This window comes from Streptomyces antibioticus, assembly GCF_002019855.1.
In the GTDB taxonomy this organism is placed as follows: domain Bacteria; phylum Actinomycetota; class Actinomycetes; order Streptomycetales; family Streptomycetaceae; genus Streptomyces; species Streptomyces antibioticus_B.
This window is the reverse complement of the sequence record NZ_CM007717.1, coordinates 509,107-525,754: the sequence shown is the minus strand read 5'-3', so window position 1 is coordinate 525,754 and position 16,648 is coordinate 509,107. Positions and strand designations below refer to the sequence as shown.

Sequence of the window (16,648 nt, the reverse complement as noted above, 5' to 3'; positions counted from 1 at the left end):
ACCGATGACCGCCCCCACCGCCCCCTCCCGGATCCGCCGCCAACTCCCCTCCAGCCCCTGGCTGTTCGCCGCCCCCGGACTGCTGGTCGCCGGCGCGTTCGTGCTCTGGCCGTTCCTCTCCACGCTCGCCGACTCCTTCACCGACCGCCGCACCCTGATCCCGGGCCGCTTCGTGGGCCTCGCCAACTTCCGCGAGATGCTCGACGACGACATGTTCTGGATCGGGCTGCGCAATAGTGCGCTGTACGTCCTCGGAGTCGTCCCGGCCCTCGTGGTGCTGCCGCTGCTGCTCGCGCTCCTGGTGCAGAAGAACATCCCCGGCATCACCTTCTTCCGGTCCGCCTTCTACACCCCGGTCGTCGCCTCGATCGTCGTCGTCGGACTGATCTGGGTGTGGCTCCTCGACGAACGCGGCCTGGTCAACTCGCTGCTGGAGACGGTCGGTGTGGGCCGGGTCGGCTTCCTCAGCGACCAGTGGCTGCTTCTGCTGAGCGCCATGACCGTCACGGTGTGGAAGGGCCTCGGCTACTACATGATCATCTATCTGGCGGCGCTCTCCGGAGTGCCCCGTGAACTGCACGAGGCCGCGGCCGTGGACGGCGCCGGCGCGGTGCGCCGCTTCCTGACGGTCACCGTGCCCGCCGTCCGCTCCACCATGGTCCTGGTCGGGGCGCTGTCCTCGGTCGCCGCCTTCAAGGTGTTCTCCGAGGTGTACCTGATGGCCGGGCCCAGCGGCGGCCCGGCGGGCGAGGACACCACGCTCGTCATGCTCGTCCAGCGCACCGGCACCGGCCTCACCGGCCGCGTCGGCTACGCCTCCGCCCTCTCGGTCGTCGTCTTCGTCGTGACCGTCGCCCTGATGCTGCTCGTGCTGCGCGCCGACCGGAAGGAGGAACGGGTATGAGCGTCCTGGAGAAGACCCGGCCCGCCACGGCACCCCCCGCCGCCACCCGCGCGCGCCGGGTCACCGACGAGCACGGCCGCCGCGTCCGCGTCGGCGAACTCGCCCTGCGCTACCTGCTGTTGCTCGCCGTCCTCGCCCTGACCGTCGGACCGTTCCTGTGGCAGCTCTCCACGTCCCTCAAGGGTCCCACCGAGGACATCTACAGCTCCCCGCCGAGCTTCCTGCCCGCCGATCCCACCCTGGACAACTACACGCGGGTCGCCGACACCGTCCCGGTGTGGGACTACGCCCTGAACTCGCTCAAGGTCGCCACCGCCAACGTCGTCACCAACTGCGCCGGTTCGGCCCTCGCCGGGTACGCGCTCGCCCGGCTGCGCTACCGGGGCCGCCGGGCCGCGACCCTCGCCTTCGTCCTCGCCATGCTGGTCCCCGTCGAGGCCATCATCATCGCCCAGTTCACGACCATGCGGGAACTCGGCCTGAACAACACCCTCGTGGGCGTGGTCCTGCCGGGCTGCATCGGCGCCATGAACGTCCTGCTGATGCGCAACGCCTTCCTCAACCTGCCCTACGAGATCGAGGAGGCGGCGTTCGTCGACGGCGCCAATGTCTGGCAGCGGTTCCTGCGGATCGCCCTGCCGTCGGTGAAGGGCACCCTCGCCGTCGTCGCGATCTTCGCCTTCATGGGCGCCTGGGACGACTTCCTGTGGCCGCTCATCGTGCTCAGCGACCCGTCCAGGTTCACCCTGACCATCGGCCTCAACTATCTGCACGGCACGTTCGCGAACGACGAACGCCTGGTCGCCGCCGGCACCGTCATCGCCGTCGCCCCGCTGATCGTCCTCTTCGCCTGCCTCCAGCGGTACTTCTTCCGCGGGGTCGGCGAGGGCGCCGTCAAGGGCTGAACGGTCCTCCCTCCCGTCGTCCAAGGGACTCCGCATGCCTCCTGCCGTGCGCTTCGGCGTCAACTACACCCCGAGCGAAGGGTGGTTCCACCACTGGCTGGACTTCGACCTCGACTCCGTCCGCGCCGACCTCGACTCCGTCGCCGCCCTCGGCCTCGACCACATCCGCGTCTTCCCCCTCTGGCCCTACTTCCAGCCCAACCGCACCCTGATCCGCCCCCGCGCCGTCGAACAGCTCCGCTCCCTGGCCGTCGCCGCCGGGGAACGCGGACTCGACGTCAACGTGGACGGACTGCAAGGACACCTGAGCAGCTTCGACTTCCTCCCCGCCTGGACCCGCACCTGGCACCGGCGCAATCTCTTCACCGATCCCGACATCCTGCACGCCCAGGCCGCCTACCTGCGCACCCTCGCCGCCGCCCTCGCCGACCTGCCCAACTTCCTCGGCATGACCCTCGGCAACGAGGTCAACCAGTTCTCCGCGGGACCGCACCCCGACCCCGACCGGGCCACCGGCGACCAGATCGACACCTGGCTGGAGCGCATGCTCGCCGCCTGCGAGGAGGGCGCCCCCGGCCGGCTGCATCTGCACGCCGAGTACGACGCGACCTGGTACCAGGACGACATGCCGTTCCTGCCCGCCCAGGCCGCCCGGCGCGGCGCGGTCACCGCCGTGCACTCCTGGGTGTTCAACGGCACCGCCCAGCGCCACGGCCGCGCCTCCGTACCGGCCGAACACCACGCCGCCTACCTCGTCGAACTGAGCAAGGCGTGGGCCGAGGACCCGCACCGGCCCGTCTGGCTCCAGGAGGTCGGCGCGCCCGCCCCCCTCGTCCCGGCCGAGCACGCCGCCGCCTTCACCGAGGCGACCGTGCGCAACGCGCTGGACTGCCCCGACCTGTGGGGCATCACCTGGTGGTGCTCCCACGACGTGTCCCGGCAGCTCGCCGACTTCCCTGAACTCGAGTACGGACTCGGCCTGTTGACCAACGAACGCAAACCGAAGGACACCGCGCTGGCCCTGGCCCGCGCGGCGGCCGCAGCGGCGCCCGCGCCCGCCGCCCGGACCACGGCGCTGGTCGTCCCCGCCGACCCGGCCCGCCGTTCGGCCTGCGCCCCCGGCGGCCCCGTCTACGACGCGTTCTTCCGGCTGACCGCCGACGGCGCCCGCCCCACCACCGTCCTCGACACCCGCGCCGCCGACCGCGCCCATCTCGCCCGGCGCGGCATCACCGAGGTCGTCCCACCCGATCAGGTACTCCCCACCCCACAAGGAGGCACCCGCTCGTGAACCCCACCCGACGCACCGTCCTGCTCGCCGCCGGCGCGGCCGGAGCCGCCGCCCTGGTCCCCGCACAGCCCGCCGGAGCCGCCCCTCGCCAGGCCGCCGCCGCACCCCCGCCGTACGCCGCCTACTGGTACCCCGACTCCCTGCCCGCCGGCACCCCCGGCACCGGGATCACCTGGCGCAGCCTGAAGAGCTGGACCGCCGAGGACGACACCGACCTCGCCTTCAACGCCGCCTCCGTGCCCCTCGCGCCGCGCTTCACCCCGACCCCGGCGAACGCCACCGCCCGCGCGGACCAGGCCCGCATCCAGTCCCTGGTGTCCTTCGGACCCACCTCCGCCAACCCCTCCCAGGGCTCGGCCACCGCCGACCACTACGCCTTCACCCACTGGGCCTACGTCGACGAGCTGGTGTTCTGGGGCGGCTCCTCGGGCGAGGGCCTGATCCTCGCCCCGAACGCCCCGGTCGTGGACGCCGCCCACCGGCACGGCGTGCCCGTCCTCGGCAACATCTTCCTGCCGCCCGTCGCCTACGGCGGACAGCTCCGATGGACCCGTGACCTGGTCCAGCAGGACACGAGCGGCCACTACCCGCTGGCCGCGCAGCTCGTCCGGGTCGCCGCCGCGTACGGCTTCGACGGCTGGTTCGTCAACGCCGAGACCGGCGGCGGGAACAGCGCGCTGGGCACCGCCATGCTCGGTTTCCTCACCGAGCTGAAGGCGCTCGCCGCCGCCCGGGGGCAGCGCGTCACCTGGTACGACGCGATGACCGTGAACGGCGCGGTGAGCTGGCAGGGCGCGCTCAACGCCCAGAACCAGGCGTTCTTCCAGTCGGCCGACGACATGTTCGTGGACTTCCGCTGGTCCGTGGCCTCCCTCGCCTCCTCCGGGCAGCGCGCGGAACAACTCGGCCGCAGCCGCTACGCGTTGTGGGCCGGTGTGGACGTCGAGGCCAACGGCTCGAACCGGTCCGTGAACTGGGACGCGATCGTGCCCAGGGACAAGCCGCACGTCGTCTCCCTCGGCCTGTACCGGCCCGAGTGGACCCGCAACCACCTGCCCGCGGGCGGCAGGGGACCGGCCGCCTTCCACGCCGCCGACGACCGCTTCTGGACCGGACGCTCCGGCGACCCCTCCCGCCCCGACGGCACGGACCCCTGGCGGGCCCCCGCCGTGTCGGTCGCGGACCGCTCCACCGTGACCGCCCTGCCGTTCGCCAGCGTGTTCAACACCGGCCACGGACTGCGCTGGTACGAGGACGGCACGGTCACCTCCGACACCCCGTGGAACCACCTCGGGCTCCAGGACCGGCTGCCCTCACGGCAATGGGCCGTGCACACCACGGGCACGCGGCCCGCCGTCGCCTTCGACTTCACCGACGCCTGGCACGGCGGCAGCAGCGTGCTGGTCTCGGGCACCCTGGACGCACCGGCGGTCCTGGACCTCTACGCCACCCGGCTGCCGCTCAGCGACACGACGGTGGTCGAGCTGACCCATCGCACCGACACCGGCACGGTCACCGTCGAGCTGGCCGTGGCCACCGCCGACCCGGACACACCGGGCACGACACCGCCGTACACCTATCTGCCGCTGGAGGCGGGGGCGGGCGGCGGCTGGCGGACCTCGGTGGTGGCGCTCGGCGGGCTGTCCGGGACCGTGCACGCGGTCGGGGTCCGGCTCACCGCGACCGGCGGCCCGGTGGCCTGGCGGCTCGGCGGGATCGCCGTCCGCGACGAGCCCCGCACGCCCGCCGCCCCCACCGGGCTGCGCATCACCGCGGCCGCAGGCGGCGACCTGCGCCTCGCCTGGGACACCCGCCCCGACGACGTACGGCACCACACCCTGCACCGCGTCCTGCCCGACGGCACCCGGCGCTTCCTCGGCGCCACCTGCCAGTCGGCCTACTTCGTCGGCGGGCTCGCCCCGCAGGACGGGGAGCGGACGGCACGGTTCGAACTGCGTGCCGTAGGGGAGCTGTACACAGCGTCGGCCCCCGCCGTCGTGACCCACACCTGGTGACCCGTCCCCCCACCCGTCCCCCCACCCGTCCCTCACCTTGGAGCACCCCGCATGCATGACGACCGCAGCCTGGTCGAAGCCCGGCTCAAGCGTGTCCTCGACGAGCGCCTCCGTCCCGCCGTGTACCCGGAGTCGGTGCCGCTGGACGTGGCGGTGTGGCACGCGCCCGGCGAGCCCGTGCCCGTCGCCGAGGGACTGGCGGCCGAGCCCGAGCCGATCGCGGTGGGCGCCCGCTGGGGTGCTCCCTGGGGGACGAGCTGGTTCCGGGTCACCGGGACGGTCCCCGAGTCCTGGGCCGGCCGGACCGTCGAGGCGATTCTCGACCTCGGGTTCGACGAGAACATGCCCGGCTTCCAGTGCGAGGGCCTCGTGTACCGCCTCGACGGCACCCCCGTGAAGGGACTCAACCCCCGCAACCAGTGGGTGCGTGTCGGCGCGCCCGTCGCGGGTGGTGAGGAGGTGCGGCTGCACATCGAGGCCGCCTCCAATCCGGTGATCCTCGACTACCACCCCTTCCTGCCGACACCGTTGGGCGACAAGGAGACGGCCGGCGACGCACCGCAGTACAGCCTCGTCCGGATGGACCTCGCCGTCTTCGACGAGACGGTGTGGCAGCTCGTCCTGGACCTGGAGGTCCTCGGCGAGCTGATGGCGGAACTGCCGGTGGACTCCGCCCGCCGCTGGGACATCCTGCGCGCCGTCGAGCAGGCCCTGGACGCCGTCGACCTCCAGGACGTGGGCGGTACGGCGGCGCGGGCCCGCACGCGGCTCGCCGCCGTCCTCGCCGCACCCGCCGTGCCCTCCGCGCACCGCATCAGCGCCGTCGGCCACGCCCACATCGACTCCGCCTGGCTGTGGCCGCTGCGCGAGACGGTCCGCAAGGTCGCCCGCACCACCGCCAACATGACCGCGCTTCTCGACGACGAACCCGAGTTCGTCTTCGCCATGTCCCAGGCCCAGCAGTGGGCCTGGGTGAAGGAGCACCGGCCCGAAGTGTGGGCCCGGGTCAAGAAGGCCGTCGCGGACGGGCGGTTCGTGCCGGCCGGCGGGATGTGGGTGGAGTCGGACACCAACATGCCGGGCTCGGAGGCGATGGCCCGTCAGTTCGTGCACGGCAAGCGGTTCTTCCTCGACGAGTTCGGCATCGAGAACGACGAGGCGTGGCTGCCCGACACCTTCGGCTTCGCCGCCGGGCTGCCCCAGATCATCAAGGCGGCCGGTTCCCGCTATCTCCTCACCCAGAAGATCTCCTGGTCGCGGACGAACACCTTCCCCCACCACACCTTCCGCTGGGAGGGCATCGACGGCACCCGGATCTTCACCCACTTCCCGCCCGTCGACACCTACAACTGCTCCATGAAGGGCGCCGAGATCGCCCACGCGGCCCGCAACTTCAAGGACAAGGGCGTGGCCCGGCACTCCCTCGCGCCCACCGGCTGGGGCGACGGCGGAGGCGGCACCACCCGTGAGATGGTCGCCAAGGCGGCCCGGCTCCGTGACCTGGAGGGCTCCGCCACCGTGACCTGGGAGACCCCGGCCGCCTTCTTCGCCAAGGCCCGGGCCGAACATCCCGAACCGCCGGTCTGGGTGGGGGAGTTGTATCTCGAACTGCATCGCGCGACCCTGACCAGCCAGGCCGGCACCAAACAGGGCAACCGCCGCAGCGAACACCTCCTGCGCGAGGCCGAACTATGGGCCGCCACCGCCGCCGTACGCACCGGATTCCCTTACCCCTACGCCGAGTTGGACCGGATCTGGAAGACGGTGCTGCTCCACCAGTTCCACGACATCCTGCCCGGCTCCTCCATCGCCTGGGTGCACAGGGAGGCCCGGGCGACGTACGCCCGCGTGGCCGCCGAACTCACCGCGATCATCGACGCCGCCCAGCGGTCCCTGGCCGGCGAGGGCATCATCCCGCTCGTCTTCAACGCCGCCCCGCACGCCCGCGACGGCGTTCCGGCAGGTGGCGCGAACACCCCCGTCGCGCACGGCCGTACGACCCTCGCCGCTCGCCCGGACGGCGGACACGTCCTGGACAACGGGCTGCTGCGGGTGGAGATCGACGCGCGCGGACTCGTCGTGTCCGTCCACGACATCGAGGCGGACCGCGAGACCGTCGCACCCGGCCGGGCCGCCAACCTGCTCCAACTGCACCCCGACTTCCCGAACATGTGGGACGCCTGGGACGTCGACGAGTTCTACCGCAACACCGTCACCGACCTCACCGACGCCGACGAGGTCACGGCGGGGGAGGACGGCGCGTCCGTGCGGATCGTCCGGACCTTCGGAGCCTCCCGGGCCGTCCAGGTGCTGTCCCTCCCGGCCGGGGAACGGCGGCTCGTGATCGACACCGAGGTCGACTGGCACGAGACGGAGAAGTTCCTCAAGCTCGCCTTCCCGCTCAACGTGCACGCCGAACGGTACGCGTCCGAGACCCAGTTCGGGCACGTCCACCGGCCCACCCACACCAACACGAGCTGGGAGGCAGCCCGCTTCGAGGCGTGCAACCACCGGTTCGTGCACCTGGAGGAACCCGGCTGGGGCGTCGCCGTCGTCAACGACACGACCTACGGCCACGACGTGACCCGCGCGGTCCGCGACGAACCCGGCGCGGACGGCGGGACCACCACGACCCTGCGGGTCTCCCTGCTGCGCGCGCCCCGCTTCCCCGACCCCGAGACCGACCAGGGCGTGCACCGCTTCCGGCACGCCCTGGTGCCCGGGGCGACGATCGGCGACGCCGTGCGCGAGGGCTGGCGGCTCAACCTGCCCGCGCGCACGGTCACCGGCGCCCACGCCGTCGCCCCGCTGGTGGCCGTCGACCGGGACCAGGTGGTGATCACGGCCGTCAAACTCGCCGACGACGGCAGCGGCGACGTGGTGGTGCGCTTCCACGAGGCCCACGGCGGCCGCGCCCGGACCACGCTCACGACGGGCTTCGCCCTCGCCGGTGCCACTGTCACCGACCTGCTCGAACGGCCCCTGCCCGACGCCCCGGCGCCCGAGGCCGACGGCGACCGGATCACCGTAGGACTGCGGCCGTTCGAACTCGTGACGCTGAGGCTGCGAAGGGCTTAGCCGAACCCGCTTGGGGCGTCGTCAGTTGTTGGAGCCGACCGTGTTGTCGTGGCCGGCGTTGAACACGTCGTCCCCGGCGAACTGACCCCAGTCGCCGAACACGATGGTCACCGAGGGGGCCGAGGAGTCGTCCACGGACACCCCGGCACCCGCGGTCCCGCCGGCGACGAGGACGAGAGCGCAGGCGGCGAGGGCGGTCAGACCGGAACGGACAGCACGCATGGTGGGGCACCTTTCGGCAAGAGCGGACAGACAGCGCCCGAACCTAGACGTGGGAACGCCCGCTGTCCGCGCGCCCGTCACGCCACGGCGTGAGTCCCATCCGAATGGCCGAGGCGGGTCGCCCGCAGGAGCTGGACACGCCAGCGGGCGGCCCCCTCCTCGGGCCGGTCCCGGACCCGGGCGGTGAGCCCCTCGGCGAACCGCCCGGCCGTCGCGGCCGATTCGGGGATCCCGGCGAACAGCGAGGGGCCGAAGGCCGCCATGAACGACGCCGCCACCTCGTCCGCGTACGCCTCCAGGTCGCCGTCCGCCGTGTACCGCTCCCACATCGGGTCGTCCAGCACCACGAACTCCCCTTCCTCCAGCCGGAACCGGTCCCGGAACGGGCCGGAGAGCAGGGGTCCGGTGAACTCCGCCGTCGTGCGGTTCCAGGTCGGCACCGTCATCGCCGCCACCTGCTCGCCGGTCAGCACCCCCTGGTCCACGAGGTGCTCCAGTTCGGCCACCGCCAGGTCGAACAGGCCCTCGGCGCCGCTGAGTCCGTCGTCCGTCGCGGCACCGCCCACCACGACGAGCTGGCCGCCCGGCGCGAGTTCGTCGGCACGGTGGCCGAGGAAGGCGTCCCAGTCCCGCGCGGACCGTTCGCGCAGCGCGTCCCGGGCGGCGCCCCGCGCCCGGGAGCCGTAGATGTGCCCCTCGACCGGCAGCGGGACCCGGGACAGCCAGTGCACGGCGATCGAGGACCACGCCAGATGCAGTTCGCCCGGCGGGAACAGCGGCTCGAAGAAGGAGCGTGCCTGGGCGCAGGCGTGCACGCCGGGGGCGTGGGCGTAGGACGACGGTCCCGTCAGGGTGGCGAACAGCGCGCCGAAGTCGTTCGCGGGGATGTCGGTGTGGGTGACCCAGACCGGTGTGCCGGGGCGGCGGGCGCGCACGGCGGCGACGGTGCGGGCCATCGGCTCCATCGCGTTGGTCCCCGAGGCGCAGCCGAGGTCCGCCACCCGGAAGGCGCGGTCGTCGGCGGGCACGGGCGCGGCGGCCAGGGCGCGGTCGAGCAGGCCGACGGCGGCCTGGAGCCCGGCGTGCTGGGCGGCGGAGTGGCGGCCGTATCCGCTGCCCATCGCCCCTGATCCGGTACCGGCCACGCGGTCACCTCCGTCGTACGGCGGGAGCGGCGGCTCAGGGTGTCTTGCGCAGGACGCTCGGCTCGTCGCCGCCCATGTCGAGGCGGAACGGCGGATAGACGTCCGTCATCAGGGAGGTGTAGGCGGCGAGCCGCAGCACCCACCGGTTGAGGCCGACGATCAGGTCGAACAGGTCCCGCGGGTAGCGCTCGGTGAAGAGCAGGATCACGGCCGCGATCACGGTCAGGACGGCCACCAGCCCGCCGCCCCACCAGCCGGCGTGCCAGCCGCCGACGAAGAAGCCGACGACGATGTAGTGCGGGATGGCCAGCAGCCACCACTTGACGAGGACCAGGCCCCGGGAGAGCCGTTCGGGGTAGGCGACGTCCAGCCGTGCCGGATAGTCCGGCTCCTCACGCAGGCTGAACGGCGGATAGCGGTCGGTGGCCAGGGCGCCGTACGAGTAGAAGCTGACCCGCCAGCTCCAGCGCAGCACGCCGAGATTGAAGTCGAACAGGGGGCGCGGGTAGCGCGCGGTGAACAGGATCGCGAAGAAGGCGATCAGGCCCACCAGGGTGAAGGCGATCCACAGGAAGAAGAGCACCACGACGTGCGGGATGACCAGGATCCATTTCACCAGCCAGAGCCAGCGGGAGAGCGGTGCGTCCAGGCGCGCGGTGACCCGGACCGGAAGGCCGGGCGTGGGTGCCGGGGTGGTCATGGCGATCGACTCCGATCCCGCCCACGGCACCGGATCGGCGCGGCGCGAGGCGTCGGCGTTCCGTACGTTCCTCCTTCCACTGTCCGCCCGCCGGGCCGTCTTCGCAGGGCCGGGACGCCGGTGGCCGGGGGCGCGGGGTCAGAGCCGGATGACGACGAGCGCGGTGTCGTCGCTGTTGCCGGCCGCCGGCAGGAGGTCCGTGAGGAGCGCGTCGGCGAGCGATTCCGGGTCCCGGGCGCGATGCCGGGCGAGGGAGTCCGCGAGCCGGGCCAGACTCGCGTCGATGTCCTCGGTACGGCGTTCGATCAGCCCGTCGGTGTACAGGACCAGCGTGGCGCCCTCCTCGAAGGAGGTACGGGTCTGCGGGCGGGCCAGGTGCTCGGGGCGGGCCGCGAGCGGCGGGTCGGTGGCCCGGTCGAGGAAGGTCACGGTGCCGTCGGGGTGCAGCAGGGCCGGCGGCGGATGCCCGGCGGAGCTGTAGGTGACGGTACGGGCGGCCCGGTCGACGAAGGCCGTCACGACGGTCGTGGATTCGGCGCCCTCCACCGAGCGGGCGTACAGGCCGAGCGCCTCCAGCGCCTGGGCGGGCCCGTCGGCGACCCGGCAGGCCGCGCTCAGGGCGCTGCGGAGCTGCCCCATCACACAGGCGGCGGCCAGACCGTGGCCGACGACGTCACCGACCGCGACCGCGAGATCGCCGCCGGGCAGGTCGACCAGGTCGTACCAGTCACCGCACACGTTCAGCGCGCCGGTGGCGGGTCGGTAGCGCACGGCCGCCGCGTGCCGTCCGGCCGGGCCCGGCGCGGGCAGCATCGCCGCCTGGAGCGCGAGGGCGACCTCACGCTCCCGCGCGTGCGCCCGGCGCAGCCGTTCGTTGACCTCCTGGAGTTCCCGCGCCCGGGTGTACAGCTCGGCCTCCAGGACCCGGGCCCGGTCGTCGTCGCCCGGATTGCCGCGGGCCCGGATCAGCTCGGTGATCTCCTCGACCCGGTGCACGACCAGCGCCACCTTGCCGTCGGGGCCGAGGACGGGGGCGTTGACCGGGCTCCAGTAGTGCTCCTGCCAGACCCCCGGCCGCGCCGGGTCCTCGATGTCGTAGCGCAGCAGCGCCATGGTGTCGCGCTCGCCCGACGCCACCACCCGCAGCATCGACGCCTCGGTCTCCCGCCGGCCGGCGGCGGCCGCGTCGTTGGGGTTCTCGGGGAAGACGTCGAAGATGTAGCGGCCGAGGAGCTGGTCGCGGGTGCGTCCGGCGAGCCGCAGGAAGTCGTCGTTGGCGTCGGCGTACACCAGGTCGGGGGTGAGCAGCGCCACCATGCCGGGCAGGGCCCGGAAGACCGCCGCGTAGTCGATCTGCGGTTTCCTCATGACCTGCCTGTCTGGTTCGCGCCGGGCGTCTTCGTGCCGTTCCACCATAGGAGCGACGACACTCCGCGGTCATCCCGATGCGCTCTGTGTCCCGGACCCCGCCCACCTCTCAGGGCCCTCCCGCGGTGCCCTCCGGCCCCCGGCCCGCCCCGGTGGTGCGGTGCGCGAGCAGCGCCGCGCCCAGGTCGGCGGCCGTGCGGGGGTCGGACAGGGGGCGGGCCAGCAGCTCCTCGACGCGCCGCAGCCGGTAGCGGACGGTGTTGGGGTGGACGAACAGGGTCCGCGCGGCGTCCGCGGCGGAGCCGGCCGCCGCGAACCAGTGCTCCAGGGTCTCCAGCAGCCGCGCCCGCTCCGCCACCGGCAGCCGCAGCAGCGGGGCGAGGACCACCTCGGTCAGATGCGCCGCCTCGGACGGGGCGGCCGCCACCAGCATGGCCAGCGGGTTGTCGTCGAACCGGGCGACGCCCGGCCCGGTGCCGGCCAGCCCGGTCAGCGCCAGCCGCGCGAAGCGCAGCGCCTGGGGCGCATCCCGCAGCGCGTCGAAGGAGGGGCTGACCCCGATCCGGGCCCGGGCCCGGCGCAGGACCCGCAGCCAGGTGCTCTCCGCGTCCGGCGCGGCCAGCGCGACCACACCGATCTGCTGGTCGGGCAGCAGCCGCCAGGCCGAGGGGAGCCGGGCGCGGCGCAGCGTGGTCTCCACGCCCGCCAGGGGTTCCACACCGGGCGCGCTGGCCACCGCCGCGGCGACCGCGTACGGCCCGTGCTCGGGCAGGCCCAGCTCGCGGGCCGCCTCCCACAGCGTGGTGCGGTCGACGAGGACACCGGTGAACAGCGCCTCCACCAGTGCCGAGCGCCGCGCCTCGCGCTGCTGGGTCAGCTCGGCGGTGGTCTCCCGGTGGGCCGCCGCGACGGCCTCCGCGTAGCGGCCGAACAGCGCCCAGATCTCCGCCGACAGCGACACCAGCTCGGCGTCGCTGACCTCCGGGTGGGTCCGCGACTCGGCGACGATCTCCGACCACAGCAGCTCGAAGCCGATCCGGTACGCGTGGAGCGTGTCCGCCAGCGGCATGCCCTGCTCGGCCCGCATCCGGCCGGTGTCCCGGGCCGGGCTCGCGTCCGGATCGCCGCCGCGGCTGAAGTGGCTCAGGACGAGATCGGCGTTGGCGGTGCAGGAGCGGCGCAGCGAGTCGTACGGGATGAGGGACGTGTCCTGATAGGCGTCGACGTCCGCGCGGATGCGCTCCGCCATCAGCTCGCCCAGCTCGGGAAGCCGCGCGTGCAGGGCCGAGGCCACACCGGACAGATCCATCACCGCAGCTTAACGCCGCCTTCTTGTCCCCGGGAACAATCCGGCGCGGCAGACGCTGTCGTACCGCCCATAGGCCGCCGCCATCGGTGGCAGCAGCATGTCGTCCACGTGAACGGCGGATTTCGACGGTGACATTCGTGGAGGCGGGTATGGCCAATCTGGCGCAGTTCCTGGAGGAGACGGCCGGACGGCAGCCGGAACGGCCCGCCCTGCGCTTCGCGGGACAGGTCACCGACTACGCCGAGCTGAACGAGCGCAGCGCCCGCGCCGCCGCCCTGCTGCGGGCCGAGGGGATCCGGCCGGGGGACCGGGTCGCCCTGATGCTGCCGAACGTCCCCGAGTTCGTCGTCCTGTACTACGGCATCCTGCGCGCCGGCGCCGTCGTCGTACCGATGAACCCGCTGCTGAAGACGCGGGAGACGGAGTACCACCTCGACGACTCCGGGGCGGCGCTGCTGTTCGAGTGGCACCAGGCGCCCGGAGAGGGCGCGCAGGGCGCGGCCGCCGCCGGGGTGCGGCATCTCGCGGTCGAACCGGCCGCGTTCGCGGAGCTGCTCGCGGGTCACGAGCCGCTGGCGGAGACCGCCGCGACGGCGGACGACGACGTGGCCGTGCTGCTCTACACCTCCGGCACCACCGGCCGGCCCAAGGGCGCCGCGCTCACCCACGGCGGGCTGCGGCACAACACCGAGGTCAACACGGTCCATGTGCAGCGGATGACGCCCGAGGACGTGGTGGTCGGCTGCCTTCCGCTGTTCCACATCTTCGGCCAGATCTGCACCATGAGCGCGACCGTGCGCGGCGGTGCCTCGCTCACCCTGATCCCGCGCTTCGACCCGCAGGCCGTGCTGGACGCCGTCGCCCGCGACCGGGCCACGGTGTTCGAAGGCGTGCCGACCATGTACGCGGCGCTGCTCCAGCACCCGTCGGACGCGGACGTCTCCACGCTGCGGATGTGCATCTCGGGCGGCGCGTCGCTGCCGGTGGAGATCCTGCACGGCTTCGAGCGCCGCTTCGGCTGCGCCGTCCTGGAGGGCTTCGGCATGTCCGAGACCAGCCCGGTGGTCACCTTCAACCACCCCGACCGGCCGCGCAAGGCCGGGTCCATCGGCACCCCGATCCGGGACGTGGAGGTGCGGCTGCTCGACGACAAGGGCCAGGACGTCGCGCCCGGCGAGATCGGCGAGCTGGCGGTGCGCGGGCCGAACGTGATGAAGGAGTACTGGAACCGTCCGGAGGAGACGGCCGCCACCATCCCGGACGGCTGGCTGCGCTCGGGCGACCTGGCACGGCAGGACGAGGACGGCTACTTCTACATCGTGGACCGCAAGAAGGACATGATCATCCGCGGCGGCTACAACGTCTACCCGCGCGAGATCGAGGAGGTCCTGCACGAGCACCCCGCGGTCGCGCTGGCCGCCGTGGTGGGCCGGGCGGACGACCATCTGGGCGAGGAGATCGCCGCCGCGGTCGTGCTGCGCCCGGGCGCCGGGGCGACGCCCGACGAGCTGCGGGAGTTCGTCAAGGAGCGGGTGGCGGCCTACAAGTACCCGCGCGAGGTGTGGCTCGTGGACACCCTGCCGACCGGCCCCAGCGGCAAGATCCTCAAGCGGGAGATCGTGGCACCGACCGCCTGATCTCGGCGCAGGCCGGGCAACTCGGCGCGCGGGCAGGGTAGTTGGGTGAACTTGGGATGACGGCCGCCATCGACCTGGCGGCCGTTCCCTCGTAGGGTGGCAGCCGCTGTTCGAGGTACCCCCCACCCCGCGCGCTCGCAGAGGACCAGCATGCCGTCCAGATTTGTCACGCACCTGACAGTATTGGCAGTCGTGGCGCTCACCGCGCTCACCGTGATACCGAGCGCGGGCGCCACCACGCAATCCGCGCCCGCCGCCCCCCTCACGAAAGCCGCCGCCGCGGAGAACTGGCAGCCGCCCCTGTCCACCCGAGGCCGCTACGTCGTGGACGCCCGGGGGGACCGCTTCCGTCTGAAGTCCGCCAACTGGGACGGCGCGCAAGGGTCCTGGAACGGCAGCGGCAGCACCGCCGACCCCGCCAACCACCACGCCGGCCAGAACGCCAACGGCATCCCCCTCGGCCTGGACCGCGCCCCGCTGTCCCGGCTCCTCGCCGACTTCCATGAACTCGGCATCAACAGCATCCGGTTGCCGTTCTCCAACGAGATGATCCGCGCCACGGCACCCGTACCGGACGCCGCCGTCACCGCCAACCCGCAGCTCCGCGGCAAGACACCGCTCCAGGTCTTCGACGCCGTGGTGAGCGCGCTCACCGGCAGCGGCTTCGCGGTGATCCTCAACAACCACACCAACACCACCCGTTGGTGCTGCGGCGTGGACGGCAACGAACGCTGGAACAGCAGCCAGACCACCCAACGCTGGGCGGACGACTGGGTGTTCATGGCCCGCCGCTACGCCTCCGACCCGCGCGTGGTGGGCGCCGACCTCTACAACGAGGTCCGCCGCGACGTCTTCGACGACCCCAACTGGGGCCTGGGCGACGCCCACGACTGGTACGCCGCCGCCCGGCTCGCCGCCGACCGCATCCTCACCGAGGCCGACCCCGACCTGCTCATCGTCATCGAGGGCATCAACTGGACCGGCCTGCCCGTCGACGGCCTCCCGCACGAACGCCCCACCCTCGCCCCCGCCCGCACCCTCTCGCACACCCTCCTCAGGTCCGGCAAACTCGTCTACTCCGCCCACTTCTACGGCTACACCGGCCCCCGGCACAGCGGCGCCACCGGAATCGGCGAGACCCACGACGCCCGCTACCAGGACCTCAGCCGCGAGCAGCTCTTCCAGACCCTCACCGACCAGGCGTTCTTCGTCACCACCGAGGGGCGGCACTACACCGCGCCGGTGTGGATCAGCGAGTTCGGCACCGGCGCGAACGAGACGGGCACCGCCGCCCGCACCTGGTTCGGCAACATCACCGACTACTTCGCCGACCGCGACGCCGACTTCGCCTACTGGCCGCTGGTCGGCTGGCAGGGCCACGACGACTGGGCCCTGCTGCGCTACGACACCGACGGACGCCGCCACGGCATCCTCGACGGCGGCGACTGGCGCGGCACCGGCTGGCAGCGCCTCATGACCTCCCCGACCCGCACCGGCCCCGTCGCCCCGGTGGCCGACTGGCGGATGCTCACCACCGACCAGGGCGACGACGTACGGTCCCTGCGGATCCGGGCCGGCGGCGACTGGGACCCGGGCGCCTCCAAGGCCGTCTGCCCCGACGGACTGCGGCTGGCCGGACTCAGCCACACCGGCGGCCGGGGCCTGTGCACCGACGTGACCACCGGCGATCTGCGCGCCGCCGGGGACGCCCGCACCGTCGTCACCGACGAACGCCATGTCCCGGCGAACGGCGACTGGGCCGGCGGCTACACCAAACTCCAGTGCCCCGCAGGGCAGTTCCTGGCCGGCTACAGCCGACGCGGCGAACGGGTCTCGGCGGCGCTGTGCGTCCCCGCCCGCACCACGCTCGGCCGGGCGGGACGGACCGTGTGGTTCGACCGCTCCGACAACCGCCCCGCCGACGGCACCGGAGGGGACTTCGCCCAGAACCACTACAAGGGCCAGTGCGCCGCCGACGAGTACGCCGCCGGCATCGCCTTCACCACCCGCCTGGGCAGCAGGCAGGGCCCGGCGGCCCTGCTGTGCGTGACACTGCGCCCCTGAAACCGGCACA

At 73.0% G+C, this 16,648-nt stretch carries 12 protein-coding genes; 7 read left to right on the top strand and 5 right to left on the bottom strand.

All coding sequences use genetic code 11. The features are described 5' to 3' along the window. Positions 1–4 precede the first annotated feature (4 nt). Genes AFM16_RS02350 through AFM16_RS02330 form a run of 5 tightly spaced genes read left to right on the top strand, consistent with a single transcriptional unit; the run spans position 5 to position 8,193 of the window. Entirely contained in the window at positions 5–904 is a 900-nt protein-coding gene (locus tag AFM16_RS02350; RefSeq protein ID WP_030781078.1) for a carbohydrate ABC transporter permease, read from the top strand. After that, on the top strand, positions 901–1,809 hold the full coding sequence (locus AFM16_RS02345) for a carbohydrate ABC transporter permease (protein WP_078632037.1): 909 nt from the start codon (positions 901–903) through the stop codon (positions 1,807–1,809). Before AFM16_RS02350 ends, AFM16_RS02345 begins: the two co-directional genes overlap by 4 nt. Positions 1,810–1,843: 34 nt before the next feature. Next, positions 1,844–3,100: a glycoside hydrolase 5 family protein gene (locus AFM16_RS02340; protein ID WP_107419007.1), complete on the top strand. Its 1,257-nt coding sequence runs from the start codon at positions 1,844–1,846 to the stop codon at positions 3,098–3,100. Further along, on the top strand, positions 3,097–5,115 hold the full coding sequence (locus AFM16_RS02335) for an endo-beta-N-acetylglucosaminidase (RefSeq protein WP_078632022.1): 2,019 nt from the start codon (positions 3,097–3,099) through the stop codon (positions 5,113–5,115). The genes AFM16_RS02340 and AFM16_RS02335 overlap by 4 nt, the downstream gene beginning before the upstream one ends. 51 nt (positions 5,116–5,166) lie before the next feature. Next, complete coding sequence (locus tag AFM16_RS02330) at positions 5,167–8,193, top strand: alpha-mannosidase (RefSeq protein WP_078632020.1); 3,027 nt, start codon at positions 5,167–5,169, stop codon at positions 8,191–8,193. Between the two features lie 21 nt (positions 8,194–8,214). On the opposite strand, the gene AFM16_RS02325 is transcribed toward AFM16_RS02330, so the two are convergent. The 5 genes from AFM16_RS02325 to AFM16_RS02305 form a co-directional block, all read right to left on the bottom strand. Next, positions 8,215–8,415 carry a hypothetical protein gene (locus AFM16_RS02325; RefSeq protein WP_078632018.1) on the bottom strand — a complete coding sequence of 67 codons (201 nt, stop codon included), beginning with the start codon at positions 8,413–8,415 and terminating at the stop codon, positions 8,215–8,217. Between the two features lie 77 nt (positions 8,416–8,492). After that, on the bottom strand, positions 8,493–9,560 hold the full coding sequence (locus tag AFM16_RS02320) for a class I SAM-dependent methyltransferase (RefSeq protein WP_143648295.1): 1,068 nt from the start codon (positions 9,558–9,560) through the stop codon (positions 8,493–8,495). Between the two features lie 34 nt (positions 9,561–9,594). After that, positions 9,595–10,260, bottom strand: a complete 666-nt coding sequence (locus tag AFM16_RS02315) for a DUF4389 domain-containing protein (RefSeq protein ID WP_037874669.1) — start codon at positions 10,258–10,260, stop codon at positions 9,595–9,597. Positions 10,261–10,398: 138 nt separating this feature from the next. Next, positions 10,399–11,628 carry a PP2C family protein-serine/threonine phosphatase gene (locus tag AFM16_RS02310; RefSeq protein ID WP_030781053.1) on the bottom strand — a complete coding sequence of 410 codons (1,230 nt, stop codon included), beginning with the start codon at positions 11,626–11,628 and terminating at the stop codon, positions 10,399–10,401. A 109-nt stretch (positions 11,629–11,737) separates the two neighbouring features. Next, positions 11,738–12,937 (bottom strand): PucR family transcriptional regulator, encoded by a 1,200-nt coding sequence (locus tag AFM16_RS02305; RefSeq protein WP_245177613.1) that lies wholly within the window; start codon positions 12,935–12,937, stop codon positions 11,738–11,740. Between the two features lie 149 nt (positions 12,938–13,086). Here AFM16_RS02305 and AFM16_RS02300 point away from each other — a divergent pair, with 149 nt between their 5' ends. Then, the gene (locus tag AFM16_RS02300; RefSeq protein WP_030781049.1) at positions 13,087–14,574 is read left to right on the top strand and encodes a long-chain-fatty-acid--CoA ligase; all 1,488 of its coding nucleotides are present in this window, start codon (positions 13,087–13,089) and stop codon (positions 14,572–14,574) included. Positions 14,575–14,724: 150 nt separating this feature from the next. Further along, positions 14,725–16,638: a glycoside hydrolase family 5 protein gene (locus tag AFM16_RS02295; protein ID WP_078632014.1), complete on the top strand. Its 1,914-nt coding sequence runs from the start codon at positions 14,725–14,727 to the stop codon at positions 16,636–16,638. Positions 16,639–16,648: the final 10 nt, after the last annotated feature.

Coding starts and splice junctions, on each gene's coding strand:
- AFM16_RS02345 (WP_078632037.1), top strand. CDS start 901: ATGAGCGTCCTGGAGAAGACCCGGCCCGCCACGGCACCCCCCGCCGCC.
- AFM16_RS02295 (WP_078632014.1), top strand. CDS start 14,725: ATGCCGTCCAGATTTGTCACGCACCTGACAGTATTGGCAGTCGTGGCG.
- AFM16_RS02305 (WP_245177613.1), bottom strand. CDS start 12,937: ATGGATCTGTCCGGTGTGGCCTCGGCCCTGCACGCGCGGCTTCCCGAG.
- AFM16_RS02330 (WP_078632020.1), top strand. CDS start 5,167: ATGCATGACGACCGCAGCCTGGTCGAAGCCCGGCTCAAGCGTGTCCTC.
- AFM16_RS02350 (WP_030781078.1), top strand. CDS start 5: ATGACCGCCCCCACCGCCCCCTCCCGGATCCGCCGCCAACTCCCCTCC.
- AFM16_RS02300 (WP_030781049.1), top strand. CDS start 13,087: ATGGCCAATCTGGCGCAGTTCCTGGAGGAGACGGCCGGACGGCAGCCG.
- AFM16_RS02310 (WP_030781053.1), bottom strand. CDS start 11,628: ATGAGGAAACCGCAGATCGACTACGCGGCGGTCTTCCGGGCCCTGCCC.
- AFM16_RS02340 (WP_107419007.1), top strand. CDS start 1,844: ATGCCTCCTGCCGTGCGCTTCGGCGTCAACTACACCCCGAGCGAAGGG.
- AFM16_RS02315 (WP_037874669.1), bottom strand. CDS start 10,260: ATGACCACCCCGGCACCCACGCCCGGCCTTCCGGTCCGGGTCACCGCG.
- AFM16_RS02325 (WP_078632018.1), bottom strand. CDS start 8,415: ATGCGTGCTGTCCGTTCCGGTCTGACCGCCCTCGCCGCCTGCGCTCTC.